Below are 24,458 nucleotides of genomic sequence, written 5' to 3' on the forward strand. Positions count from 1 at the left end.
CAGTGCAAATATCCTGTCGCTTTCTGTTATTTTTTTCAAGCTTTTTTATTAGTTTTCAATTTGTTACTTGCAACTCTTGCCGCATCAAAACAGGTTACACAAACTCAAATACCCTATAATTTTCAAGGGAATAGTCTTCATTTAATTAATTGCCCTTTGATGTTTCATTGGCAGTCAGGTCTAATCGCCACAACATGACTCCACCAACAACAAAAAAACCAACAATCACAGCCATACCCGCCCGCTGACTATCAAACCAAAGGGTAAACATTGCCAACAACCAAGGCCCTAAAAAGGCGGTTGCTTTCCCTGACAATGCATATAAACCGAAATATTCAGTATGTAAGTTTGGTGGTGCCAAATGGGCCAATAAAGATCGACTAGAAGATTGAGCTGGACCAAGGAAAAATCCAACAGTTAAACCAACGACCCAGAAAATCATCACATCTGTAACGAAAACAGCCCCAAGGCAAAGAATGGTTAACGATCCAATTGAAATCAAGATAACCCTTTTCGGTCCCCATTTATCATCAAACCAAGAAAATGTTATTGCGCCGATACCTGCAGTAACATTTAACGCAATTCCAAAAGTAATCACACCAGCCAGATCCATACCAAATGTACCAGCCGCATACACCCCACCAAAAATAAACAACGTATTTAATCCATCGGTATAAAACATACGAGCGATCAAATATTTCAAGACAACCTTTTCTTTTGCGAGCTTTTTAAAAGTCTCAAACAATGTGGTAAAACCTTTTGAAACTGCTTGGCTGATAGGTAATCCGTTGGTTTGGGATTTAGGTAAAAACATAAAAGTGGGAATGGAAAAAAACGTCAACCAGATCGCCACTAATATAAATGTTGCGCGCACATGTTCCGCATTTTCCGTTGCGAGGCCAAACCAAGGTATTTCTGCTTGCACAAAGCCTAACAAGCTAATGACAAGACAACATAAGCCACCAATATACCCAAGTCCCCAACCCCATCCAGAAATACGTCCCCATTTTTCACGTGGGGCAACCTCTGGCAAGTAGGCGTTATAGAAAACCATCGAAAATTCAAAGGCAACGGTTGCAATCACAGTTAATATAACTGCTAGAACCAAAGAATCTGATCCCGGAGTTACCAACCAAAGCAACCCTGTTGCTAAAACACATAAAGCTGTAAAAGCCAATAACCACCTCGCACGGTGACCGGCATGATCCGCAATGGCACCAAATATAGGTGCAAATACAGCTAAAAGTACACCAGCTAAAGCCATGGCTTGCCCCCATAATGCAGTTCCAACTTCTGGATCATCGACTACAGCCTGAGAAAAATATGTGGGGAAAATAAATGTCATTATGATTGTTGGAAAAGCAGAATTTGCCCAATCATACATACACCAGCCAGCCGCTGCTGATTTTTTCATTACTTTACCTTTACTCCAAAGCTAGAGAATATTTTTATCCTTGAAACTTTGACAATCTGTTCCAAAATGAGAAGACGCCAACCTTAACAGCTTTACCTAATTTAGAAAGAGACAAAAAATGCAAGTAAGTACAACTGATACACTTGAGGGATATAGAGTAACTGCCTATCACGGCATTGTAAGCGGTGAAACAATTTTTGGTGCAAATATCTTTAGAGATTTTTTTGCAGGCATTCGTGATATTGTTGGTGGTCGTTCCGGTTCATATGAAAAAGTTTTAAATGAGGGTAAAGAAACCGCTATTGAAGATATGACAAAGCGTGCTGCAGATTTGGGTGCAAACGCAGTTATTGGTTGTGATCTGGATTATGAGACGCTTGGCGACAAAAGTTCCATGTTAATGGTTGTGGCAAGCGGCACTGCTGTCACGATAGAAAAAATATAAACTAGGATAATGGCAACATGGCGGCGGCAAGAATAGGGCCGCCGCCACGTTCTTGCAATAAAACAGCACAACCACCATCACCTGACAATTCATGAACTGGTATATTGAACTCCATATCGTCGCCTGTCCACCGATCCACCACACGCATATCTCTAACAATATTTGAACTGATCAAGGTTCTACCTCTATTTTCACCACGGGTGACTTTTGTCTCATGACGTGCATCATAGCTTACCAATATAATATCATAGAGCGCGTTCGCATTTACACCATTTGACTGCACACGAATATTCACATCATTTTCACCATGATTCAGATGCAAAACTGGCAGTGCTTCAAACGAGAGGTTTTTCTCTTCATCAATGGCAACTTCCACAGACATTTCACGTGATCCGACTTCATGGCGTCTTCCATTAATCACCATTTGTGGTGTGTAAATATACCGCATACTTAACGGACCGGCATAACTGCGCTGACGTTTGGTATATTCTGGGCTAGCGAAGGGATCTTTCCAACCGATGTAATCCCAGTAATCCACATGAAATTCCAAAGCAATTACATCATCACGTTCTGCTAGTTTATTTAAGAATTTCTCGGCCGGCGGACAAGAGTTACAACCTTGGCTGGTAAAAAGCTCAACCACAACAGGTCGATCTATAGAGGAGGCCGCCCAACTTTTCATAGTGAAACCGAAAGCAAAAACACATAAAGAAAAACCCAATAAGATTACTCTTGGATCGAAGGAAATAATATCTGCATTTTTCTTCATGGATTTTCCTCATTGATGCTTATTTATACTCACCAACACTATAAAAACTCAATCTCACAAAACCCAATCAAGACTGCTCACATAGCTGTGAAGACACTAAAATTCCAACTATTCAAGACGTTTAATTCCTTTTCCCCTTTGTAAAATCCTATATGCTACCTACATTAGCTTTAGGATCAAAAAGCGTGCGTCTCTTATGTCAGAATGCACATAGCGGGAATTCATATGAATATGCGAAAGATACAAATTTCCATTCGCTCTGTTCTTGTATTTGGCTTTGGCGGCCTACTTATCAGTGCGCTTGCCATTACTATTTTACTCGGTTTTGCAACAGCCACGAAAAATACTTATTCTCTATTAGCGTCGGCAGCAGAATCCGCAGTTGATAATGCAGAACAAATCATCCTGAACGATTTAGAGAAATATGAAAATCAGGCCAGTTGGGTTGGTGAAGCATTAGCAACAGGCCATATCACCCTTGATGATACAGACGGATTAGAAAAATTCCTGGTAGGAAGCATGGCTGCCACAGCAGATATTGCGGGCATGGCTATAATCGACCAAAAAGGTTCCGTATATTCGATGACAAAAAATTTTCCGATTCTACGGATCGAAAATTATACGCAAAGTTATCATGAAATTTCACGTGTTCAAAAACAGTTAAATAGTGGCTTCGGCAGCATTTGGGATCGTCCTTTTTGGCATCCTGAATTACAACGCACTCTTGTGAACCTTCGTAGCATTCTGGGTATTGGAAATAACGAACGTGTCATGTTTGCCCAAGGTGTTAGTATTGAAAGTCTTTCAGAGTTACTGTTAGCCGCTGACAGCTGGGAAGGCGCAACACCCTTTATGATTTATGATTATAAATATGTGTTAGCGCATCCAAATCTAGCACTAGGTGTTTTTAAGTCTACTGAGAATCAAACCTTACCCACCATGAATCAGGTGAATGATCCCATGTTGGGCTATTTCGGTTCGAGCGTAGATGCCCAATGGGATGAGATTGGCAACACTGATATTCAAGCTTCTGTAAATCGGATTGATGGTGAGGAACATTTTTATCTGTATAGAGAATTACCTAATCTTATGGATAAACCAGTAATCATCGGTATTCATGTGAGTGAAAATGATTCCAGCACCGAAATGGATCGCCTTATCCGATCTGCCATTATCGCCTGTATTACTGTAGTTGTTGCGATCATCATTCTATTAGTCATGTCCCAGCGGCTACAACGTCCAATTACTCGATTAGCTGATGCCTCTTTACGTATCGGCGAAAATAAACTCAATGAACCTTTACAGTTACCAGATAGCAGCATCCTTGAATATGACCAAGCTGCCAAGGCATTTAACGGCATGGTACAAGGTCTGCAAGAACGCGAAAAAATACGTGGCTTATTTGGTAAAATGGTCCCAGAGCGGGTAGCTGAGGCTATGTTGAAGTCTCAAGGAACCCTAACGCCGCAAAATGTAGAAGGAACCGTTCTATTTTGTGATCTGGAAGGATTTACAAGTCTATCCGAAAAACTGGAGCCACAGACAATTGTAGAATTACTCAACAACTTCTTTACGGATATGGTTGAAGTGATTGAGTTTCATGGTGGTATCATTACACAGTTCCAGGGTGATGCGATCCTTGCGGTCTTTAATGTACCAATTGAAGACCCTGATCATGCGGCTCACGCTATCCAAGCGGGTAACGCCATGCTGAATATCGTAAATAACAAACGCTATCTTGGTCATAGTTTAAGATGTCGTATTGGTATCAATACAGGCACAATGGTTGCTGGAAATGTAGGGGCAGAAAGCCGCATGAATTATACCGTTCATGGGGATGCTGTGAATACAGCAGCACGTCTAGAAAATATGAATAAACAGTTCGGTAGTCACATCTTGATTTCAGAAACGACTAAAGCCCTGGCTCCTGATTTCAATTACAAGAAACTAGGCGAAGCTGACATTCGTGGTAAAGAACAACCCGTGCCACTTTACACAATGGGTGAGATGACCTCTGAGACATCTAAATAAGAAAACACCCGCCTAAAGATCGATTTAGGCGGGTGTTTAACATTAGGATAAGAAAAATTAGCGATATCGACGTCGACGGATCACACCAGTCATGATCGCTACAATAGCTATTAATATTGGTACCAAAGCAATATTAACAAATTTTATATTTGCCTCCAAAGCTTCGATATCTTCGCGTAGTGCCAAATTGACAGAGCGCAATTCTTGACGAATATCCAACATATCTTGTGTGAATGCCTCAATCGCTTGCTCGGTTTCTTCTTTCGCTTCCCCTACAAGATTAGCATCACCGCCACCTTGCAGTTCAGCAAGTTGCTGTTCAATCTCAATCAAACGGGCCGAAAGCATCTGTTCCTGTGCACGGAATTCTTCCTCTGCCTTACGCTGGATGTCACTAATTACGGTGAATGGGCGGGCTGAAATTCCTCGACTACGCAGACTCATCAATTCACCTGAACCATTTAAAGATTCAAGCATGCCCAACATAAAGGCACCATTATCTGCAAATGGGGTCATCACTTGTTGACCAAAGAAATCCTGAACACGCACCCAAAAACGATCCGCCATAAAATCTGCATCTGCAATCAAGATCACATTGATATCACCATCGGAACTTGCCTTATGTTCAAGATAGCGTTGCACCCTTTCAGGTACCGGCTCACCTGCTTCTTCTAATGCTTTTCTTTCTTCCTCAATCTCTGCCAATTGATCTTCTGTTAATGGCGGTTCACCTTCAGGGAAGGCCGTATCCACTTTGCCATGGAAACGCGCGGCAACCACATAAGGTGCCTCTTCACCTGCTTGATAATCCTCCAACAATTTCATTACATTGCGTTCGCGTAGCTCTGAAATAGGAACCAATTTGGCATCAGATGTTGTGGTAATCAAAGGCTCCATCACTAATGATGATCCCTCTGATTGCATAATAGCACCTGCAGATGGCAATAAAAGATTATCAACGTCAGCCAAAGTCGGATCGTTTTGGTTTAAATTATCCAATTCTGGTTGTAACCAAATGATATAAGGTGCCGCAAATACTTGACCATCTGTGCCACCATTCACTTGACGGGCGATATTTTTATCCCCGACCACCTGTGTTTCTGCAATCTCAATGCCCCATTTAGTGAATAATTTTTCAGCAGAGCCATCAGAACGATCCGGCGCATAACCATTGCCCTTGCTTTCAAACCATGGATCCATCATGAAGACAGCTTTCCCACCGCGCATCATAAACTGATCAATGGCATATTGCATATCATCATGCAGATTACCCGGATGAGCGACCAACAAAATATCTGGTTGGATATCCAGGAAATCTTCAGGTCTGGAAATTTGTTCGATTTGAAAAAAGTCCTGAGCCTGACCAATAGCCGCCCAAGGCACCATCTGTTGACCCTGCATTTGGGCATATGGATCCCCAAACATGGTTGTTTCAGTAATCACACCAACCACAGGTAAGTCTGGATTACCAATGGTATAAATGGCTTTCATCATGTCATATTCAAGGAAGGTTTCCCGTTCGATTTGAAAGAACGGAATTGCAGAAACGATAGGCCCTTCACCATCTGGACTACCTGAGATGTCACCAGCTTCATCTGCGTAAACCACAGACATTCCGAAATAAACTTTATCTCCACCAGCTTCTAATGGTAACCCTTCCATTCCGTTTTCAACAGCTTCGTCTTCTTCTGCAGAAAATGGTTTGGGGTCAATTTCGCGTAAAATCATGCCCCCATTACTGGCGACTTCGAATTCTTTCAACATATCCCGAACACGGCTTGCAAAGGCGCCATATGTCGGAATTTCCTTACCCAAGGTAGTGGAATAATAAAAAGTCACCTGTACAGGTCGATCTTGCATTTTCGAGAGGACAACCTCACTCCCCTCAGAAAGAGTAAATAACTTCTCATCTGTAAGATCTAATCGAACACTTGATAGTTTTTCACTGGCTAAATTAACCACAACGAATGCAACAATCGCAAAAAAAGCTGCAAGTAAAGGTTTACGTTGAATCCATAACATCATCATCTCTCCCTTTACTTAAGCCCCACGGGCCCGTTCGACAGCTACTGTATTTGCGAAAAGGAAAGCAATGATCAAGCTTGCAAAATAAATTACATCACGCAAATCAATTACGCCCTTCATTAGGTCATTAAAATGTGTGATGAAACTGAGTGACGCAATAAAGCTAATCGCATCATCACCAACCCATCCGTTCAACAATCCTAAAATTACAGGTGAACCAGCCATGGTCACAACAAAGCAAAATGCGACACCAAGAACAAAAGCAATTACCTGGTTTCTAGTCAGTGCCGACACAAAAGATCCAATCGCCAAATACCCGCCAGCCATAAACCAACTGCCGATATATCCTGCTAAGATGGTACCATTATCAGGATCACCTAAATAATTTACGGTCAACCAAATCGGAAAGGTCAATACTAAAGCGACGCCCGCAAAAACCCATGCGGCCAAAAACTTTCCAAACACAGCTTGAAACGGTGAAATCGGTAAAGTAAGTAGCAATTCAATTGTACCATTTTGAACTTCTTCCGCCCAAAGACGCATCGCGATTGCTGGTATCAAAACTACATATAGCCACGGATGGAATTGGAAAAAGGCTATCAGATCAGCTTGATCTCTTTCTAGGAATGCGCCCATGAAAAATGTCAATATACCTGCCAACACCAAAAATACAGTGATAAAGATATAGGCCAGAGGAGTCGCAAAATAGGCTCCCATTTCACGACGAAAAACAGTCATAATTGCAGACATGATTTACGCCTCCCCTTTGTCAAAATGATGGATGTCAGACCTGGTTAGACTACGGAATACATCATCCAATCGTCCACGCTCAACCTGTACTTCTTGAGTTTTAAGATTTGCCTTTTCCAAACAGCCAAGTACTGAGTCCAAAATTGGTTTTCTATCAACCGACAAAGCTCTCAATCCGGTTTCACCGATCAATTCTACTGATTGAACGATTTCTGTTCCTTCTAACAGTTTTTGCGCATTTTCCTGCTGCTCAGCCGCTACGGTCAAACGCACGGCATTATGGCGTTCTGATTTCGCCTCCAAATCTTCGGGGCGACCATCCGCAACAATTTTTCCTGCATCAATAATCATCGCACGATTACAAATCACTTCAACTTCTTCTAAAATATGCGTTGATACGATAATCGCTTTATCCGCTGACATAGATTGAATCAAATCCCGGATATCTTTCTTCTGATTAGGATCAAGTCCGTCTGTCGGCTCATCCATAATCAAAACTTCGGGGTCATGTAACAAAGCTTGGGCCAATCCTACACGACGCTTAAAACCTTTGGATAAGGTCTGAATTGGTTGATGTAAAACATTCCCTAAATTTGTTTTTTCGACCACTTCTTCAATAGCTTTATCTGCCTCAAGTCCTGATATTTTTCGGATTTGCGCAATAAATTTTAAAAAACTAACTGGCGTCATATCCGGCCATGCCGGTGCACCTTCAGGCAAATAGCCAATGGAGTTTTTCACTGAAATAGGATCTTTGCGTACATCGCAGCCAAGGATACGCGCTGTTCCACTGGTCGGTGACAGATATCCAGTAATCATTTTCATACTGGTGGATTTACCCGCACCGTTAGGGCCCAAAAAGCCAAGAACTTCACCTTTCTCAACAGAAAAGCTTAGCCCATCAACAGCACGGAAAGTTCCAAAATCTTTCGTCAGATGGTCGATTTCGATCATCTTTACTTCCCTTACAAATTATTTTGATTTTTCAAGATCGTCACAATTAATCTTATTGAATTTGAATAGACCAATAATGACAGAAAACTAGGAAAGACTTTATGAAGCCAGCCCCTTTTTTTCAAGCGATAACATAAAAATGAAGAGGAAATCCTAAATTCATGCTCGCCCCCTATCAAAATATTGGCTAGTTTCTATAATAAAATTAATTTGGGGCAGGATTAAGGCATTCCATTTTATGATTAGAAATATCCGACTTTATACGGGCTGGATTTTATTCGCCTATGTTTTTATGCATTTAGGAAATCACATGATTGGTCTATGGTCCTTAGAGACGATGGACGAAGCCCGCTATTGGATACAATTGATTTGGAGTAATGAATTAGGCCGACTGGTGTTATCGCTTACTATGCTAATCCATGGCGGACTAGCATTTTATGCACTCTATCAACGTCGGCGTTTTTCAAATATGCGCGCTAATGAATGGATACAACTGATTTTTGGCCTCTCCATTCCACCACTCCTAATCCTACATTACATTGGCACCCTCATTATCGAACAATTCTATGGTGTTAATCCAAATTATGCCTGGATGTTATTGATTTATTGGAAAGGCGATATTCCAACAGGCGTGCGTCAATTGGCTGTACTGGTTATTGCCTGGACACATGGTTGTTTGGGGATTTACTTCTGGCTTCGCTTAAAAAAGAGTTGGCCTAAACTTCGTGGTTATGTGCTTGCTATCGCTTTATTATGGCCAACCCTTGCCTTGCTTGGGATTTGGGATGCTAGCAAGCAGGTCCTTGTTTTATTTGAAGATTCAAATTGGCTGCGTGAAGTTCTTACGCTTACCAAACAACCGACTGGTTCTGATTATGCTTATCTAGCCAAATGGGAATATGGCTTTTTAATCGGCTATGCAGCATTGCTTGTTCTAACACTTATCTTGCGACAATTACGTCCTGTTTGGGAAGCTCGTAATGGGTCCATCAAGATTACCTATGATTCAGGTCGTGAAGTTAAAGCTGCACCCGGTGTTTCCTTACTGGAAATTAGTCACAGATTTCTTCAACCTCATGCGAGCGTATGTGGCGGCAGAGGTCGATGTTCCACTTGTCGAGTGAGAATTAATAAAGGTATAGAAAATCTTCCCCCAGCTTCCGCGGCAGAACAAAAAATCCTTAACAAAATTGACGCAGAGAAAGATATTCGTCTGGCTTGTCAGTGCAAACCTTTTGCCGGAGAATATTCCGTCTCCTGTCTGCTTCCTGCCGACACGGATAATGATAACTTACATAAACGTAATAGTTTTCACCAAGGTCAGGAACAAGAAATCACGGTCTTATTTGCTGACCTACGAGGTTTCACTAAACTATCAGAAAGTAAGTTACCATATGACGTGGTTTTCGTACTTAACCGTTTTTTTGCCATGATGGGAACGGCTGTAGAAAAAAATGGCGGTCATCTTGATAAGTTCATCGGGGATGGTGTGATGGCTTTATTTGGTGTGAATGGACAATCCAAACAATGCGCAAGAAGTGCGATGAAAGCAGCGAAAGATATGGTGGACGGTATCCATGCCCTAAATAAAAGTCTGGAGGGCGATCTTGAACATGAATTACAAATTGGTATCGGTCTACATAGCGGGCACGCTATTATTGGGGATATGGGATATGGCAACGCAACACAACTAACCGCCATCGGTGATACCGTTAATACCGCTAGTCGCCTGGAAGGCCTCACCAAAGATCTAGAGGCAGATCTTGTCATTTCACAAGATGTTCTAACTGTTGCTGAAATAGATGAATTGGATATTCCTATACAAGAAACCGCCGTTCGCGGACGCAAAGGGCGGCTTTGTATACATGTCTTAAGACGAAAGCAGGATTTTGATACCCTGCTATACGCAATTAAAAAGAAACCAAAACTTACTGAGCAGCAGCAATAGAAGCTTTAAGTGTGTCGTAAGCTTCGCATCCCGTCGGGCAAAGAACCATCAACTTTTGCAATTGCACATCAGCCTGTTCTAAATTCCCTTGGGTTACATATAGCTCCCCAATATATTCTGTTGCACCTAAATGATCCGGATCAAGGGTCAATGCACGCTCATATGCATCCCAAGCCAAATCAAGCTGACCTGATTTACGATAAGTGTAACCAAGCAAGTTCCAGCCGTCCGCATTTTTCAAATCCATATCCAATACAGCTTTTAAATCCATGATCGCTTTATCATATTCACCGACATCAACTAATTTTTGAATATCATCCAATGATGGTGCCTCACCATTAAAAGTCATCGCATTGGTCAAAGAAATTGAAGCTACCATCCCTAACCCTAATGCCCCTGCCAAGGCAGATTTCAATATCATTTTGTTCATTTTACAATCCTCTTCTCATCCAAACTCATATTTAGATGTGGTCTTATACTTATTCAATCAAATCACCATTTTGTGAAGGCATCGGAGCAACCATACCAGTCATGGGGTCCATTTCCCCCAAATTCGTCGATGCATTTACATCTTCGATCATTTGGTTAACCTTCACTTCTTCACCCAACTCTGGGGACGGTATATCGTTAGATTGTGTCAAAGATTTGTCCAATTCATCAGGATCCAATCCCTTTTGCATCATTTCTAGTCTACGTGCCAAGCGCGTCATCAGATCTGCCCAACTTTCATGTGGATCAGCCGGAAATAATTCCATGGTTGGATACCATGCAGTATCTCGACCTTCTGCAGCCCAACGCCAATCAGGTTGCCCTGCTGGCAATGGTACCCATACAGGCTTTCCTAAGGCGCCCGCCAAATGGGCAATAACGCTATCAACGGTAATCACAAGGGCGCAACATTCAAGTATTGCCAAGGTATCGATGAAAGCGCCACCAGCTTCGTCCAAATCTTCATTAAAATCCCAAATTGGAAAAGGCACTTTATCAATATCTTGATGTCCTTCACCTTTCTGTACAGAAATCAAGGAAACATCATCCAATTTCTGAATAGCCTCAAAGGTATCTAAGGGGATTTTTCGTTCTCGATCATCAAAAGCTGGTTCATTCCCATGCCATGCAACCGCAATTTTGATGCCTTCACCCATTCTTTCACGCCAAGGCGCCAAAGCTGTCGGATCAGGCCGAAGATATGGAACACGATTTGGAATTTCGGTTTTATCCATCTTTAAAATTGCGGGAATGGAAAGCAAAGGCACCCATGCTGCAGCTTCCTGCCAACGTTCACTTTCACCTATCACGGTTACAGACCAGCGCATCGTACGCAAAAGAGGTTTCATTTCATCTGCGACAACCAAAGTGACCTTAGCTTCCGGGAAGACCAGATTCACAAGTCCTGCCACACGGCAAAACTGAACAGTTTCCGCATAACCACCTTCACAGATCACGATTAATCCGCGATTGCGTAAATCAGTACCATCCCAGATTGGTAAATCGGTGATTGGCAAGGCTCGTCTTTCCTTGAGGCGCGCTTCAAATTTGGTCCAGCCTTCAAGATAATTGCCGGTTGAAAGTAGCGCGGTCGCAAAACGCAGTTCCACCATTTTATTATCAGGTGCCTTTTCATGAGCTTCACGGAAACATCTAAGCGCTTCTTCCATTTGGCCACGTTGCCACCATCCCTCACCAAGCCCGCGTAATGCCTTAGGATTATCCGGTGCTTTATCTGCAGCCATTTGGAAAGCAGCCATGGCTTCCATCACCCGCTGTTGAGACAGATAAAATTCGCCAAGACCAATCTGACCTTCCGGACTGTCTGGGTTACGTGCGATTGCATTGTGAAAACACTCTTCCGCTTCTTGCAGACTGCCTTCTCCCCAGTCAGTTAGAACTTTACCAAGCAACACCCAAATATGAGCTTCACCAGACGCGCGTTCCAACGCAACACGCAAAGCAGCTTCTGCTTCGGAAAGTCGACCAAGTCGAAAAAGCACATCCGCCATGTAATAAATCGAAGGTACATGATCTGGGTGAGCAAGAAGAATTTTACGCCATAGCATAACAGCCATAGACCCATTTCCCTGGCGATCCAGCAAAAAGGCTTGTTTCATCATAGCTTGCGTTTTGGCGTCGGACATTCAAAAGCTCTAAATCTTGGTTCTTGAAACTCTAAAATACCACACAAATCTTGACTTCAAAATTGTTGCATTGCACAATTCCGAAGAAGCAGGGAATTTCTCCATAAATATAGTGCTGATTTCAGTGAAACATCAATGACATTAATTTTGACTTAGTCATGATGCCTTACTCGAAACGGCCTTGTTTAGGGCTCGGCTGAAAAATTAACCATAAAGACGTGAGTAAAAGTTATGAGTTTCACAAAAGTTGGGATTGTTGGTGCAGGCACCATGGGTTCAGGTATTGCAACCAATCTTGCACAGCAAGGTGTTGCTGTCGTTCTTGTTGATACAGCACAAGAAGGTGTAGATCGCGGTGTTGCAGCTGTTAATAAATTCTTTAGCCGTGCTGCAGAAAAAGGTAAAATTTCCGATGCTGACGTTGAAAAAGCAATGTCTTTGGTGGAAGGCACAACCGACCTTGCCAAATGCGGTGAATGTGATCTGGTAATCGAAGCAATCTTCGAAGAATTTTCTGTTAAAGAAGAATTGTTCAAAAAATTAAACGATATCATGCCTGATGATGCAGTGATTGCGACCAATACCTCTTGCTTGCGTGTATCTGACTTACAGAAAACAGTTAAAAATCCTAGTAATTTCTTAGGCTTACATTATTTCAACCCTGCTGCCATCAACCCAATCGTGGAAGTTGTTAAAGGCGAAGGAACTGATGATGCCGTTTTTGCACGTTGCCTTGAATTCTGTAAAAATACAGCCAAGAAACCAATTGCATGCTCCGATAACTTTGGCTTTGCAATCAATCGTTTCTTTGTTCCTTATGCAAATGAAGCGGTACGTATGTTAGATGAAGGTATTGCATCTGCGAAACAATTGGACCGCGTTGCACAAGAATGTATGGAAGTCGCGGCAGGACCAATGATGGTAACCAATTTGGTAAAATCCTCCGTAATGTATCATGCGCAAACCAATCTAGCGCCGCATGGTGCCTTCTATACCGTTGCTGAAAGCCTTAAAGATAAAGGCCCTAAAGGCGAAGATTACGCAATTGATGACGCAGATGAAGGTAAGCCGGAAAATGATGGCGTGGTTGCGGACCGTCTTCGTGCTGCGGCATTCTTCCCTGTTTTACAAGCTTTGGATGAAAATGTTGCCACCGCTGGTGAAATTGATATGGGCGCAGGTCTTGCGTTACGTTTTGGTAAAGCCCCATGTGAATTGATGGATAGCTTGGGCAAAGAAGAAGTAACACGTATCTTGACCCCAATCATTGATCAATATGGTCACACCATGCCTTCCTCTATTAATAAGGTTGGAAGCTTACGTGGATAAGCTTAATATCTTCGCATAATGTTTCGAAAAGGCGCGATCTTCGGATGGTGCCTTTTCTTTTTGTCCAACTTCCGCAGAAAATAAGACTTGGAGATTCTTACGTTTTTTCGTAAGATAATGTTCATATACGAAAATTTTGGACAAGAGTGAGAGAGAGAGATGACGCTTAATACAGGCGTCAGTTCAGTGTTTTCGGAAAACTCGATCTTTTCTACGTTAGCCGCCTCCGGCTTCGCAGAAAGTGGCGTATCCTCGCTGTCGCGAGCGTTCCGTACGGTTCTGGACCCGACGGGCATTCAGGGCGGTGTGGTCAGTGAAACAAGGCAGATTGTCGGCTATAGTAACGACACGCCTTCCCTATTCTATCGTCCGGTAGATATAGGGCTGACAAACACCCTATTATTGTCATCCCAAGTCACAGGTGTGGGCGAAGGAGGTTTTTCTGCGTCTTCAAATACAGAACTTGCTCAACGTGCATATGACTATCTTAACAGTCAGGGATTAATTGATAGCTTACCGACTATTCGCAATATTGCCGGAAATATTTTAAGTAACACATCCTTTGAAATTCTGCTTTCTGAACAAGCACAGGGTATTATATCCAATGGAGTGGACTATACGGCCAAAGATCTCGACAATTTGATTGTTTCCTACACAAACCGTCCAAGTGAGTTAGATTCTTTTGGAACCACGTATGACAGCGTAGTCGAAGATGACACCTTAAATACTCAATTTTTCCGCCGGGTTAGTTTAGCTCAAGGAGAAAGTATTAATCTCGCAGAATTAGTTCTTGCGAATTCGCAAGGAAGCCCGACAGATTTGGCCATACGTTTACTCAGTGAAGTGGGCTCTGACGGTGTTGGCACCATAACAGATTCAACCAATGCCGAGATTTCAAAAGACACTGTTATTGAATATGCCGATTTGGCTGATTACACCTATACCGCCGCAAGCAATAAGAATACGGATTACTTGTCCTTTGTTGAACTAGAAGATACTGACAATAACGGTGTCTATGAAGCACGTGGTGAGTATCAGACTGTATCCATTACAACCAGCGGAGAACGCGCTGATGCGTATGACGGGGATGAACCTGTTTTACGCTATACATTCTTTACTGAGGATGAGACATCAACAAAACGCTTAACCTTGTTTATCTCCGGTGTTGATAGCTTAGGTTATACAGATGCGCTAGATGCAATTGAACAAAACGATCTTCGTGTTCAAGCTTCTGAAACCTTACCAGATGGAACTGTTAATATGGCCATTACTGATCTTTATGTATCAGATGCCAATGATATTGTGGTCCAATTTGCTTATCAACAAGCTGCCGATGGCCAAACTGAAAACGGAATTGATGTAGAATTACGCGGACTTGATACATCCCTTGATCTTACTGGTGTCACTGTCTCCGCAATTTTTGCATGACAAGTAAAAACAATCGCTTATAGTTCGCTTATTCATTTCCAGCGTTAGAGTGTCTCATGCGATTTTTTACAAAATTTTATCTCTCCATTGGCCTCATATGTTTGATCTTTGGTCAAAACGCCTTTGCTTCAGAATTTACATTAGACATTCCAACAACCAAGCATCGTGAAATTAAAGATGCAACAACTTATCCCTATAGTGCCATTGGCACAGTAAACTGGGCGGGCTTTTCCAACCGTTCAAGCTGTACCGGTACCTTAATTGCCGAAGATATTCTAATCACCGCAGCACATTGCGTCATCAACCCGATAACAGAAAAAGTCGTAAACCCCAAAATTGTGCATTTTGCAGCTGGGTATCAAAAAGGTGAGTTTCTTGCCCATACCACTGGTGTCGAAATCATCAGTAACAATAAATTCAAATCCAAAGGAAAATATGTCAGTCGTGATCAAATTCGAAATGATTGGGCGTTGATAAGGTTGAAAGATCCCATTGGAAAAGAAACAGGCTATCTTGGCTGGGGAGTATTCAATACCAAAACTCTGGGAGATACGATTAATTCACGTGGTAAAGTTCTTGTGGCAGGCTATCCAAGAGACCGCATTCACGCCCTAACCGTAGAAACCAAATGCGGGTTGAAAATGTCACCTGATGATCAGGTCATTTTACGGCATAGCTGCCAGTTAGTTGAAGGGGATTCCGGTGGCCCCATTGCAATCATATATAAAAATTATGCAACCCTCATCGGCATCAATGCTGCAGTGAATTATGAAAATGGTATAAACTACGCCGTTACTTTGGAACCACTTGAAAAGCATATGGCAGAGTTGCTAAACAAGGGCGAAGCTTTTTCCAGGAAACAAACAATCCATTACACCAAAGGAAAAGCCCCAACAGTATCTGCAGAATAAACATGGCTTCTACACAAAGAGAAAAGCTAAAATCTCCTGAATTAAACTGGAAAGATGGCATTACACCAGAATCCATAGAATTCGGAGATATCTATTTTAATCCAACTGATGGCCTTGCAGAAAGTCGGTATGTCTTTATAGAGGGTATTGGTGGGAACGATATTTGGGAAACCTCCCCCTGTCTTGTTGTTGGTGAGACGGGCTTTGGAACTGGATTAAACTTCCTCAACCTCTGGAAAGAGTGGGATACCGGCAGCCAACCAAATCAACGTTTGCATTTTTTGTCTGTAGAGGCATATCCGCTAGCAGTGGAAGATATTCAAAAAGCCTTATCAGCTTGGCCTGAACTTTCTAAATATACAGAAAAACTTTGCCTTTCTTATCCTGAAATACATCCAGGGATTCATCGCATTTCATTCGATGAAGGCCGCGTCATACTCACACTTCTTTTCGGCACAGCCGAGGAAATGTTCCCACAAATACAAGGTTCTGTGGATGCTTGGTTTTTAGATGGGTTCGCTCCCTCACAAAATGAGAGTATGTGGACAGAGGATCTCTATAAAGAAATTGCACGACTTTCCAAACCAAATGCCAAACTTGCCACCTTTACGGCAGCTGGACATGTACGCCGTGGACTGGAAGCTGTCGGATTTAATATGTCCAAGAGGTCCGGCTTTGGCAAAAAACGGGAATGCTTATCTGGCATATTGAATTCAGAGACACCTATGAATTCATCGCATAAAACGCCTTGGTATGCACCTACACCTCCACTTTCAAAGGGCAAAAAAATTGCCTTGATTGGCGGTGGTATCGCTGCCTTTATGACTTCAAATGCTCTCGTTGCAAGAGGTTTTGAACCACATATATATGAAGCTGCACCTCAAGCCGCTTCTGTCGGCTCTGGTAATCTGGTTGGCCTTGTACAACCACGTCTCACAGCTGCAGATAGCTTAGATGGAAAATTTAATGCCAGTGCCTTTCTACATGCTGTTCGACATTATTCAGGCATAACTGGAAGCCACAAACAAAATATATGGCTTCCTAAACGAGGTGTCTTACAACTGGCCAGAACTGAAGACGAAAGTGCCCGATTCCAAGCGCTCGTAGACGAGGCCCGCCTTCCTGCCAATGTCATGCAATTCGTTTCTGCGGAAAAAGCTAGCGAGATTGCCACAACGACAATCGAACAAGATGCACTTTATTTTCCATCTGCCGGATGCGTTTCGCCCCGTGATTGGGTGATATCAGCTGCCCAAAATCACACAAATTTCCATCCCAACCATCTTATAAAACGTATCGAAAAGCTTCGAACTGGATGGCGGCTGTACGGCCTTGCAAATGGCAAAGAATTCATTTCCGAAGATTACGCAGCCGTCATTCTTGTAAATGGACCTTATGCGGATCAATTATGGACCAGTTGGGAAGTGCCCCTTCATGCAAAAAGAGGGCAAGTTGTTCACTATAAAGCCACAGAAAAAAGTCGTACTTTAAATTGTAGCATTGCGTTTGAAGGTTACATTAGTCCAGCTGAGAATATTGCGATTAACAATCAAGATAGCATCCTTCATGTGGCAGGTGCCAGCTATGCGAATTTCGACATAAACCCACCTGTAGAGAATGAGAATGAAATCGCAGACTGGCGTCATCTTAGAGAAGAAGACCGACTAGATATTAAAGAAAATGTGGCAAGATTTTTACCGTCTCTGGATTTAGATGAAGAAATTAGCGACCTTTCAGGCAGAGCTGGATTAAGAGCCACAGTCCCTGATCATCTGGCAATTGTGGGCCCTTTGCCTGACTATGATTTTTTTGAAGAAACCTATGGTGATCTTCATCATGGCAAGCCATCTCATCGATATCCTGAAGGACAATATCATGAAGGCCTTTATTGTCTGACAGGACTTGGCAGTCGCGGCGTACAAACGTCACCACTATTAGCAGAGGTTCTGGCTGATCTGATTACTGGTGAGCCATGCGCCTTACCAAAAGATCAATTAATTGCGCTGCATCCAGCACGGTTTCATATTCGAAAACTGAAACGCCCTCCACATCTTCGTGACGAAAACTAAACTTGCCCCGCCCCTTACGAAACAGTTAAACTCACCAAAACGAATTTGAAGGCCCTATCTATGTCCCAAGAAAACATTATTCATATTGAGAACCTGACCAAGTCATTTGGTGATCATTTGGTATTGAAAGATGTGTCTCTTGCTATTCCAAAGGGTGCCGTAACAGCTTTAATCGGTCCAAGTGCATCTGGTAAATCCGTTTTACTGAAATGCCTTCTTGGACTTTACCCAATTGATAGCGGTAGTGTCAGTATTGAAGGTCAAAATACCAGCAAACTTAACCGTAAAAACAAAGCTCGCCTTATGGATAGAATTGGGGTTTTATTTCAACAAAACGCGCTCTTTGATAGCTTAACTATTTGGGAAAATGTTTGCTTTCGTCCAATTTCAAATAAAAGCCTATCTCGTAAGCAAGCCTATGAAAAAGCAATAGAAATATTAGGCAAAGTTGGCTTAAAACCAGAAACAGCATTGCTTTTTCCATCTGATTTATCAGGCGGCATGCAAAAACGTGTAGGCCTTGCACGTGCCATTGCTTCCGAAGCTGATTTCCTGATCCTGGATGATCCCACAGCAGGTCTGGATCCTATCTTGTCTTTGGCAATCACCAATCTTATTCAAGATTTAGTGAAACGGACAAACGCCACAGCATTAGTTGTGACCGGTGATATGACAGATTTAGAGAAAAGATATAGTCATATTGCCTTACTGCATGACAAGATCATTCAATGGCAAGGGCCAAGCAATGAAGCCAAGACATCAAATCATCAGGCATTGATACAAATGTTGAATGGTGACAAAGATGGCCCCATTAGAATGAAATTACGTGAAGCGTCTTAAAAACGGGCTATGAAATCTATTATTTCTTACGATTAGAAATCGCATTGTTGACATATTTCAATACCGTTACAATAGCCCAGATTGGCACCACAATCAGCGCACCTGTTAGAATATAGTCACCCGCCCAAGTAAAGAAACCTTGCACAATCCCCCAAAGTGCATGAACAGTTTCACCTAAATTCTCCCAAACACGTTCAGGTGTAAGGCCAAAAAAATGCACCACAAATCCCACGATTAAACTAGCTACCGCCAATTTAATAATTTTGCTTATGACCGTATTTTGGGTTTCGCTTGCCATTGGTACTGTCTTCCAATTGTATTTATGTCATCGCCTAAAATCGCAAAGAAAAAGGAAGGCTGCAAGGCCTTCCTTTAATTTCGTTATTCTTTTTTGAACGATTAACGTGCAAAATTGAACAATACAGAACGGTTACGTGCTTCACGTACGCCATCTTCTGTGGCAAATACTTGCTCACGTTCGCCAAGTACTTCAACCGTGATTGCGTCAGCACTTATACCATTTGCAATCAAAGCCGCTTTTACAGCTTCGCCGCGACGCGCTGCAAGTGCATCATTATAAGCTGTATCACCAGAACGGTCAGCATATGCAGACAATGTTACAGATGTCGCGCCTAGATCAGTAAATACAGATGCCGCATCTTCAACCACAGAATTGCCATAGCCACCTAGATTTGCGCTGTCGAAATCAAAGTAAATAGCAATACCTTCCGGCAATGTTGCAGGTGTCGGTGCAGGTGTCGCAGCTGGTGCCGGCGCAGGCTCTGCTTTTGCCATTTTTGCCTTCTCGGCAGCTTCAACCTCTTCCATCGCAGCGATGAAATCTTTTTGACATGCTTCGATATCTGCTGGTTGACGGTTTTCTTCCTGCTCTTGCATCCAACAATCAAATGCCACTTGTGCACGCGCAAGCTGATTTGGATACTCAGATGTTAGACCACCATCGATTGCCTTCATTAAGCGTGCGCGGGATGATGTCAAAACACTTACACGATCTGCAGGTAAGTCTCGCATCGCGATTTCTTCAGGTAAAACCATACTGCCATTAGAAAGCATATCTGCACGTTTGGTGAATTTGCCGCCATCTGACCAATCATATTCATCAATCTCAGCCTGTGCTAAGCCCACATATCCCTGATGCAAAGCCTTTTCGAATGCACCGGACGAAGGTGGGTTCTCAGCCACATGAGGCAAGCGATTTGCACATGCAGCCACCAAAGGCATTAAAACAACTAAAGTTGCAATTTTCATTTTCTTCACTGGTCAGTCCTCCTGATATATTTCAGTGTCGTCGGAGAAATAGATTTAGGCCCCAACACATTATAAGCATAAAACAGTGGTGATATACAAACCCTGAATTATGTTAAATTTATGAAATACAACCTGACAACCATTTGGTCTCAATAGTTTGTTATGAGTTGCTGATATAAAAAAGCAACCTGACCGCTAATCACGCGCAAATAGTTGATCCATATTTTTAAAGGATTTAAATTCCAGCGCATTGCCTGAAGGATCAAGCAAAAAGAAAGTACCCTGTTCTCCTGCCTGACCTTCAAAACGTGTACGAGGTTCAATAAGAAATTCGCGCCCTTTCGCCTCTAAACTCTTATGAAGCGCTTCCCACTTATCCCATTGCAAAACCAACCCGAAATGACGCACTGGCACCTGATCTCCGTCAACGGAATTGGTGTGCGCAATAGTTACCTCTTCGGGGCGAAGATGGGCCGAAATCTGATGTCCGTGAAAATTAAAATCTATCCATTTCACATCCTCGCGCCCGATTTCACAACCAAGATCATTTACGTAAAACTCACGTGTTGCATCTAAATCGCTTACGGGAAAAGCTAAATGAAAAGGCGGCATTACCATTGTTCGATCCTTTCTGAATTTATTTTATTATTTCAGTAATTATTGCGCTAGACCTAGACAAATATCCGAATATTCCGGTTCATTATCCGCATGCAGATATCCATGTCTGATGAAGAAATCAATGAATACAAGATTACAATTATATTTCACATCATCTGTTTGACTGATCAATTCCATAACTTCATGCACAGGCATTAAAGTAAAGCTATCTACTTCGCCATCCAATGCGCGAGGTACAAAATCTTCTGGGAGTTCCAGATCAAAGTTAAAGATCTGATCAGGCTTCAAGCCATGCTTATGCTCATAGCAATATGTAATACTACCAACAGGTTTCAGATGCTGGCTTAAGATAAATGGTATACCCGCTTCTTCTTCGCATTCTTTTTGCATATTTTCTTTTATGCTCAACCCCAGAGGTTGGCCACCAGCCACCATATTATCTAACATACCAGGGTCATTGCGCTTACTCATAGATCGTTTTGCAACCCATAAATACAATCCGTCAGATTTACGTACATATCCTGTCATATGCACTCCCCAGGATCGCATACCTAAATAAGGACAACCGCCACGCTCCAATTCCGCAATAGGATCTTGCCCATAGGCCTGTACCAAAGGATATAGTTCATCCCACCAACCTCCAAGCTGACCCTTGTCATGTAAATCACTTAATGCATCGTGTAATACAGTTGTACGTCCTTCATACGTATCAATATTCGGTGCAAATATAACCTGATCTGATTGGATATTAAATGCTTCAGGATAGGCAGATAACAAATCCAGATTTGACTTTCGTATCCATCCGATCCGTTTTCCTTGCCATTTATAAGGTAGGAAATGAGTGATATCTGTATTATTGGCAAATTCAATATGTCGATAAAATCCCGGCATGTCCTAATCCATCTATCGAACGTTAAAGAAATATAATAGCCACGTCAGTGTAACAACAGAACTAACAGCTGCAACATAAATGCTGGTTGATACAACCGCCTCGCCAACGTGATATTTTGTCGCAAACATATATCCCATCACTCCGGGCGGTTGAGCTGCCATCAAAGTTAATAACGCCACAACAAAATAATCGAGCTCAAAGATATATGTCCCAACGATATAAACTAGAATTGGGAAGATGATAATCTTGCAAATCACGATAGATAAGGATTCCCAAAAACGCCCACGAATACCATAGCGTGTTAAACTTGACCCCAAGGCAAACAAAGCAGCAGGGATCATCGCACCTTTCATCAGTCCTGATAATGTATAAACGGCCTCAGGCATCGGGATCGACATCAGATTTACAGCTAAACCAATGACAATGCCGATAAGGATAGGGTTTTGTATAAGAGCAACAGCAATCGTTTTTACTAACTTATTTCCTGAATTCCCTGAATTTTCTTTTTTAACCCCTATTTCAAGTAATACAGTCACAATTGTAAACAAAGTCAAACCATGCACGGATAACAAAATAAAGAATGGCAAAATCTTTTCTTCGCCAAACGCTAACAAAAACAAAGGTAATCCCAGCAATAGGAGATTACCGAAAGCGCAGCAGAAGCCAGATATAACTTGCACGGTATAATTACGTTTAAAAATATATCGCGAAGACAAAAAACCCAAAATGGCCACAGTAAACAAAGGCCCATAAAATGTTATGAAGAGGGAAATTGGCGGATCGGATGGAAGATCAACTTGGGAAATCACATTGAACAACATCAAAGGGGCCGCAAAATTAAAGGTAAACTTGGTTAATCCTTGTTCAGCCTGCTCACTAAACCAGCCAAGCTTATTGGCCCCAAAACCCATCATCACAATACCAAAAACTGGCAATACGATTTCTAATACAACTGTCATAAAATACCTTTAGATCAGATCGTTCCCACACCCCGGATCAAAAATCCCACTCCCAAGTGTAATTTTATTTCCTAATTGGAACAAGCAGCTAGACAAGAAAATTCAGACAAGCACTTGATCCACAATCAATAGAATGTCATCACTGTTTCTAGAGGAGAAAGTCGTGCGGCATAAAGATGGCGATATAAACAGATTACGAACTTGGGGGCGGCGCCCCAGTTGTACGATCCGTTATGATCATGGAGGTTATAACGCTAGCTTTCCTATGAATGATCATACGGTCATTGGACAATTATTTTCTGATCTGGCCAAGGAACAAGAAGAAGCAAGACGCAAGCGATTAAATCCCTACCCAAGACGATCTAATATCCTGCAATTTCCTGCCCGACAGCTGAAAACAGATATTTCCTAAAAATAGCTTAAATGGGATCCTTCTTTCTCATTGTGGTTTGTGAAAAAAACACCTAGGTTTTAAAAAGATTCCAAATAGATTTAATCTGTCTCTTTATACCAAACGTATTCAGAGACAAAGGTAGATAAATACATGAATATTTTTGCAACCATTTTAATGGCTATCGGCCTAATCGCAACACTTGTCATACTTGCAATTGGTATCATTTCCATGGCACGTGGCGGTGAGTTTAATGACCGTTGGTCCAACCGCCTAATGCGCTACCGTATTGTTGCCCAAGCCTTTGCAATTGCTATGTTTATGTTGGGCCTTTACCTCATGAAAAATGGTGGTAACTAAAAATAACAAAAGGGTCAGGCAGTTATGGTCAGCTTAACAAAAATCTATACCCGTGGCGGTGATAAAGGCGAAACATCTTTAGGCGATGGATCCCGCCGTTCCAAAGCCAACTTGCGTGTAGAAGCATATGGTACTGTAGATGAAGCCAATTCATGTGTTGGCTTAATACGTCTTCACACAACAGGTGAAATTGATGCCCTATTGGGCAACATTCAAAATGACCTTTTCGATTTAGGAGCCGACCTTTGTCGACCAGAAGGCGACGAAGCAAAAAATCCTGAAAAAGCTGCGGCGGCGCTACGTATCTCCGCGACCCAAGTGGAAGCCATCGAAACTGCATGCGACAAATTTAATGAAGATCTAGCAGACCTGACGAGTTTTATTTTACCAGGCGGCTCTGACGCTGGAGCTTATATGCATCTGGCGCGCACGGTTACACGCCGCGCAGAAAGATTATGTGTCGCACTGGCTGACGAGGAAACCGTTAATCCAGAAGCTGTCAAATATTTGAACCGTCTTTCTGACCTTTTCTTTGTCTTAAGCCGTTATTGCAATGACAAGGGTAAGAATGATGTGTTATGGGTTCCCGGTGCCAATCGTTAGGCATTCCCCATAACTAAAACAAGATCAAAACATGACATCTGAAACTACTGAAATTGTCTCCTCACCTGCCCAAATCGCATTATTCATTTTGCTAGGTGGATTTATCTTTGCCGCTGTGGCCTGCCAATTTTTTGCCATGCGCCATCGCAGTAAAGATTGGCTTCAATTTGTGCATAAAGATTCCATGTTTAAAAATAAAGACCTTGCTTACACAGAAACAGGTATGAAATTTATACGGGCCCAAAAATACCTTGCGATTGCGGCAATGGCTACAGGCCTTATACTTGCCATGATCAGCGGTGATAACATCTAAACAGC

General features: G+C 42.3%; 24 protein-coding genes. 12 read left to right on the forward strand and 12 right to left on the reverse strand.

Translation table 11 applies throughout. The features are described 5' to 3' along the window. Positions 1-145: 145 nt before the first annotated feature. Positions 146-1,414 carry an MFS transporter gene (locus tag ACOQOA_RS08570; RefSeq protein ID WP_420548228.1) on the reverse strand — a complete coding sequence of 423 codons (1,269 nt, stop codon included), beginning with the start codon at positions 1,412-1,414 and terminating at the stop codon, positions 146-148. Between the two features lie 118 nt (positions 1,415-1,532). On the opposite strand from ACOQOA_RS08570, the gene ACOQOA_RS08575 reads away from it, so the two are divergent. Beyond that, positions 1,533-1,859: a heavy metal-binding domain-containing protein gene (locus tag ACOQOA_RS08575; protein ID WP_420548229.1), complete on the forward strand. Its 327-nt coding sequence runs from the start codon at positions 1,533-1,535 to the stop codon at positions 1,857-1,859. A gap of 1 nt (position 1,860) precedes the next feature. On the opposite strand, the gene ACOQOA_RS08580 is transcribed toward ACOQOA_RS08575, so the two are convergent. Next, positions 1,861-2,628, reverse strand: a complete 768-nt coding sequence (locus ACOQOA_RS08580; protein WP_420548230.1) for a DUF1223 domain-containing protein — start codon at positions 2,626-2,628, stop codon at positions 1,861-1,863. A gap of 231 nt (positions 2,629-2,859) precedes the next feature. Here ACOQOA_RS08580 and ACOQOA_RS08585 point away from each other — a divergent pair, with 231 nt between their 5' ends. Continuing rightward, positions 2,860-4,659: an adenylate/guanylate cyclase domain-containing protein gene (locus tag ACOQOA_RS08585; protein ID WP_420548231.1), complete on the forward strand. Its 1,800-nt coding sequence runs from the start codon at positions 2,860-2,862 to the stop codon at positions 4,657-4,659. A gap of 57 nt (positions 4,660-4,716) precedes the next feature. Here ACOQOA_RS08585 and ACOQOA_RS08590 read toward each other — a convergent pair whose 3' ends face one another. From ACOQOA_RS08590 to ACOQOA_RS08600, 3 genes are read right to left on the reverse strand one after another with little or no spacing between them, the layout of a single operon-like run. Then, positions 4,717-6,684 (reverse strand): Gldg family protein, encoded by a 1,968-nt coding sequence (locus ACOQOA_RS08590; protein ID WP_420548232.1) that lies wholly within the window; start codon positions 6,682-6,684, stop codon positions 4,717-4,719. 15 nt (positions 6,685-6,699) lie between these two features. After that, positions 6,700-7,434 (reverse strand): ABC transporter permease subunit, encoded by a 735-nt coding sequence (locus ACOQOA_RS08595; RefSeq protein ID WP_420548233.1) that lies wholly within the window; start codon positions 7,432-7,434, stop codon positions 6,700-6,702. 3 nt (positions 7,435-7,437) lie between these two features. Continuing rightward, complete coding sequence (locus tag ACOQOA_RS08600; RefSeq protein ID WP_420548234.1) at positions 7,438-8,388, reverse strand: ABC transporter ATP-binding protein; 951 nt, start codon at positions 8,386-8,388, stop codon at positions 7,438-7,440. A gap of 310 nt (positions 8,389-8,698) precedes the next feature. Between ACOQOA_RS08600 and ACOQOA_RS08605 the strand changes: the two genes are divergently transcribed. After that, complete coding sequence (locus ACOQOA_RS08605; RefSeq protein ID WP_420548235.1) at positions 8,699-10,336, forward strand: adenylate/guanylate cyclase domain-containing protein; 1,638 nt, start codon at positions 8,699-8,701, stop codon at positions 10,334-10,336. On the opposite strand, the gene ACOQOA_RS08610 is transcribed toward ACOQOA_RS08605, so the two are convergent. Further along, positions 10,317-10,766 (reverse strand): tetratricopeptide repeat protein, encoded by a 450-nt coding sequence (locus ACOQOA_RS08610; RefSeq protein ID WP_420548236.1) that lies wholly within the window; start codon positions 10,764-10,766, stop codon positions 10,317-10,319. The two genes, ACOQOA_RS08605 and ACOQOA_RS08610, sit on opposite strands and share 20 nt — an antisense overlap. 49 nt (positions 10,767-10,815) lie before the next feature. Continuing rightward, a complete protein-coding gene (locus tag ACOQOA_RS08615) occupies positions 10,816-12,471 on the reverse strand; it encodes a tetratricopeptide repeat protein (protein WP_420548237.1) in 1,656 nt (551 codons plus the stop codon). 231 nt (positions 12,472-12,702) lie between these two features. On the opposite strand from ACOQOA_RS08615, the gene ACOQOA_RS08620 reads away from it, so the two are divergent. The 5 genes from ACOQOA_RS08620 to ACOQOA_RS08640 all read left to right on the forward strand — a co-directional run bounded on the left by ACOQOA_RS08620 (position 12,703) and on the right by ACOQOA_RS08640 (position 19,048). Next, positions 12,703-13,800, forward strand: a complete 1,098-nt coding sequence (locus ACOQOA_RS08620; protein WP_420548238.1) for a 3-hydroxyacyl-CoA dehydrogenase family protein — start codon at positions 12,703-12,705, stop codon at positions 13,798-13,800. 159 nt (positions 13,801-13,959) lie between these two features. Then, a complete protein-coding gene (locus ACOQOA_RS08625; RefSeq protein WP_420548239.1) occupies positions 13,960-15,228 on the forward strand; it encodes a hypothetical protein in 1,269 nt (422 codons plus the stop codon). Between the two features lie 56 nt (positions 15,229-15,284). Then, complete coding sequence (locus ACOQOA_RS08630; protein WP_420548240.1) at positions 15,285-16,139, forward strand: trypsin-like serine peptidase; 855 nt, start codon at positions 15,285-15,287, stop codon at positions 16,137-16,139. Between the two features lie 2 nt (positions 16,140-16,141). Then, positions 16,142-18,208 carry a bifunctional tRNA (5-methylaminomethyl-2-thiouridine)(34)-methyltransferase MnmD/FAD-dependent 5-carboxymethylaminomethyl-2-thiouridine(34) oxidoreductase MnmC gene (mnmC, locus tag ACOQOA_RS08635; RefSeq protein WP_420548241.1) on the forward strand — a complete coding sequence of 689 codons (2,067 nt, stop codon included), beginning with the start codon at positions 16,142-16,144 and terminating at the stop codon, positions 18,206-18,208. 60 nt (positions 18,209-18,268) lie between these two features. Then, on the forward strand, positions 18,269-19,048 hold the full coding sequence (locus ACOQOA_RS08640; protein WP_420548242.1) for an ABC transporter ATP-binding protein: 780 nt from the start codon (positions 18,269-18,271) through the stop codon (positions 19,046-19,048). A 19-nt stretch (positions 19,049-19,067) separates the two neighbouring features. Here the strand turns inward: ACOQOA_RS08640 and ACOQOA_RS08645 are convergent, their stop codons facing one another. From ACOQOA_RS08645 to ACOQOA_RS08665, 5 genes are all read right to left on the reverse strand, one after another. Then, positions 19,068-19,346, reverse strand: coding sequence for a DUF6460 domain-containing protein (locus ACOQOA_RS08645; RefSeq protein WP_420548243.1), 279 nt, complete (start codon positions 19,344-19,346; stop codon positions 19,068-19,070). A gap of 101 nt (positions 19,347-19,447) precedes the next feature. Beyond that, positions 19,448-20,317, reverse strand: coding sequence for an OmpA family protein (locus tag ACOQOA_RS08650; protein ID WP_420550098.1), 870 nt, complete (start codon positions 20,315-20,317; stop codon positions 19,448-19,450). A gap of 195 nt (positions 20,318-20,512) precedes the next feature. After that, complete coding sequence (locus ACOQOA_RS08655) at positions 20,513-20,935, reverse strand: VOC family protein (RefSeq protein ID WP_420548244.1); 423 nt, start codon at positions 20,933-20,935, stop codon at positions 20,513-20,515. 39 nt (positions 20,936-20,974) lie between these two features. Beyond that, complete coding sequence (locus tag ACOQOA_RS08660) at positions 20,975-21,826, reverse strand: DUF4743 domain-containing protein (protein WP_420548245.1); 852 nt, start codon at positions 21,824-21,826, stop codon at positions 20,975-20,977. Between the two features lie 12 nt (positions 21,827-21,838). Further along, positions 21,839-22,786 (reverse strand): AEC family transporter, encoded by a 948-nt coding sequence (locus tag ACOQOA_RS08665; protein ID WP_420548246.1) that lies wholly within the window; start codon positions 22,784-22,786, stop codon positions 21,839-21,841. A 163-nt stretch (positions 22,787-22,949) separates the two neighbouring features. Here ACOQOA_RS08665 and ACOQOA_RS08670 point away from each other — a divergent pair, with 163 nt between their 5' ends. From ACOQOA_RS08670 to ACOQOA_RS08685, 4 genes are all read left to right on the forward strand, one after another. Then, positions 22,950-23,198, forward strand: a complete 249-nt coding sequence (locus ACOQOA_RS08670) for a hypothetical protein (RefSeq protein ID WP_420548247.1) — start codon at positions 22,950-22,952, stop codon at positions 23,196-23,198. A 132-nt stretch (positions 23,199-23,330) separates the two neighbouring features. Then, positions 23,331-23,537, forward strand: coding sequence for a twin transmembrane helix small protein (locus tag ACOQOA_RS08675; protein WP_420548248.1), 207 nt, complete (start codon positions 23,331-23,333; stop codon positions 23,535-23,537). Positions 23,538-23,561: 24 nt separating this feature from the next. After that, positions 23,562-24,140, forward strand: coding sequence for a cob(I)yrinic acid a,c-diamide adenosyltransferase (locus tag ACOQOA_RS08680; RefSeq protein WP_420548249.1), 579 nt, complete (start codon positions 23,562-23,564; stop codon positions 24,138-24,140). A gap of 31 nt (positions 24,141-24,171) precedes the next feature. Next, a complete protein-coding gene (locus ACOQOA_RS08685) occupies positions 24,172-24,453 on the forward strand; it encodes a hypothetical protein (protein ID WP_420548250.1) in 282 nt (93 codons plus the stop codon). Positions 24,454-24,458 lie beyond the last annotated feature (5 nt).

This window comes from Curvivirga sp. (assembly GCF_965219885.1).
Classification (GTDB): Bacteria; Pseudomonadota; Alphaproteobacteria; order UBA8366; family Aestuariispiraceae; genus Curvivirga.

Bases quoted from the DNA above. Each gene is read 5' to 3' on its own strand.
- ACOQOA_RS08570 (WP_420548228.1), bottom strand. From the start codon at position 1,414: ATGAAAAAATCAGCAGCGGCTGGCTGGTGTATGTATGATTGGGCAAAT.
- ACOQOA_RS08575 (WP_420548229.1), top strand. From the start codon at position 1,533: ATGCAAGTAAGTACAACTGATACACTTGAGGGATATAGAGTAACTGCC.
- ACOQOA_RS08580 (WP_420548230.1), bottom strand. From the start codon at position 2,628: ATGAAGAAAAATGCAGATATTATTTCCTTCGATCCAAGAGTAATCTTA.
- ACOQOA_RS08585 (WP_420548231.1), top strand. From the start codon at position 2,860: ATGCGAAAGATACAAATTTCCATTCGCTCTGTTCTTGTATTTGGCTTT.
- ACOQOA_RS08590 (WP_420548232.1), bottom strand. From the start codon at position 6,684: ATGATGTTATGGATTCAACGTAAACCTTTACTTGCAGCTTTTTTTGCG.
- ACOQOA_RS08595 (WP_420548233.1), bottom strand. From the start codon at position 7,434: ATGTCTGCAATTATGACTGTTTTTCGTCGTGAAATGGGAGCCTATTTT.
- ACOQOA_RS08600 (WP_420548234.1), bottom strand. From the start codon at position 8,388: ATGATCGAAATCGACCATCTGACGAAAGATTTTGGAACTTTCCGTGCT.
- ACOQOA_RS08605 (WP_420548235.1), top strand. From the start codon at position 8,699: ATGATTGGTCTATGGTCCTTAGAGACGATGGACGAAGCCCGCTATTGG.
- ACOQOA_RS08610 (WP_420548236.1), bottom strand. From the start codon at position 10,766: ATGAACAAAATGATATTGAAATCTGCCTTGGCAGGGGCATTAGGGTTA.
- ACOQOA_RS08615 (WP_420548237.1), bottom strand. From the start codon at position 12,471: ATGTCCGACGCCAAAACGCAAGCTATGATGAAACAAGCCTTTTTGCTG.
- ACOQOA_RS08620 (WP_420548238.1), top strand. From the start codon at position 12,703: ATGAGTTTCACAAAAGTTGGGATTGTTGGTGCAGGCACCATGGGTTCA.
- ACOQOA_RS08625 (WP_420548239.1), top strand. From the start codon at position 13,960: ATGACGCTTAATACAGGCGTCAGTTCAGTGTTTTCGGAAAACTCGATC.
- ACOQOA_RS08630 (WP_420548240.1), top strand. From the start codon at position 15,285: ATGCGATTTTTTACAAAATTTTATCTCTCCATTGGCCTCATATGTTTG.
- mnmC (WP_420548241.1), top strand. From the start codon at position 16,142: ATGGCTTCTACACAAAGAGAAAAGCTAAAATCTCCTGAATTAAACTGG.
- ACOQOA_RS08640 (WP_420548242.1), top strand. From the start codon at position 18,269: ATGTCCCAAGAAAACATTATTCATATTGAGAACCTGACCAAGTCATTT.
- ACOQOA_RS08645 (WP_420548243.1), bottom strand. From the start codon at position 19,346: ATGGCAAGCGAAACCCAAAATACGGTCATAAGCAAAATTATTAAATTG.
- ACOQOA_RS08650 (WP_420550098.1), bottom strand. From the start codon at position 20,317: ATGAAAATTGCAACTTTAGTTGTTTTAATGCCTTTGGTGGCTGCATGT.
- ACOQOA_RS08655 (WP_420548244.1), bottom strand. From the start codon at position 20,935: ATGGTAATGCCGCCTTTTCATTTAGCTTTTCCCGTAAGCGATTTAGAT.
- ACOQOA_RS08660 (WP_420548245.1), bottom strand. From the start codon at position 21,826: ATGCCGGGATTTTATCGACATATTGAATTTGCCAATAATACAGATATC.
- ACOQOA_RS08665 (WP_420548246.1), bottom strand. From the start codon at position 22,786: ATGACAGTTGTATTAGAAATCGTATTGCCAGTTTTTGGTATTGTGATG.
- ACOQOA_RS08675 (WP_420548248.1), top strand. From the start codon at position 23,331: ATGAATATTTTTGCAACCATTTTAATGGCTATCGGCCTAATCGCAACA.
- ACOQOA_RS08680 (WP_420548249.1), top strand. From the start codon at position 23,562: ATGGTCAGCTTAACAAAAATCTATACCCGTGGCGGTGATAAAGGCGAA.
- ACOQOA_RS08685 (WP_420548250.1), top strand. From the start codon at position 24,172: ATGACATCTGAAACTACTGAAATTGTCTCCTCACCTGCCCAAATCGCA.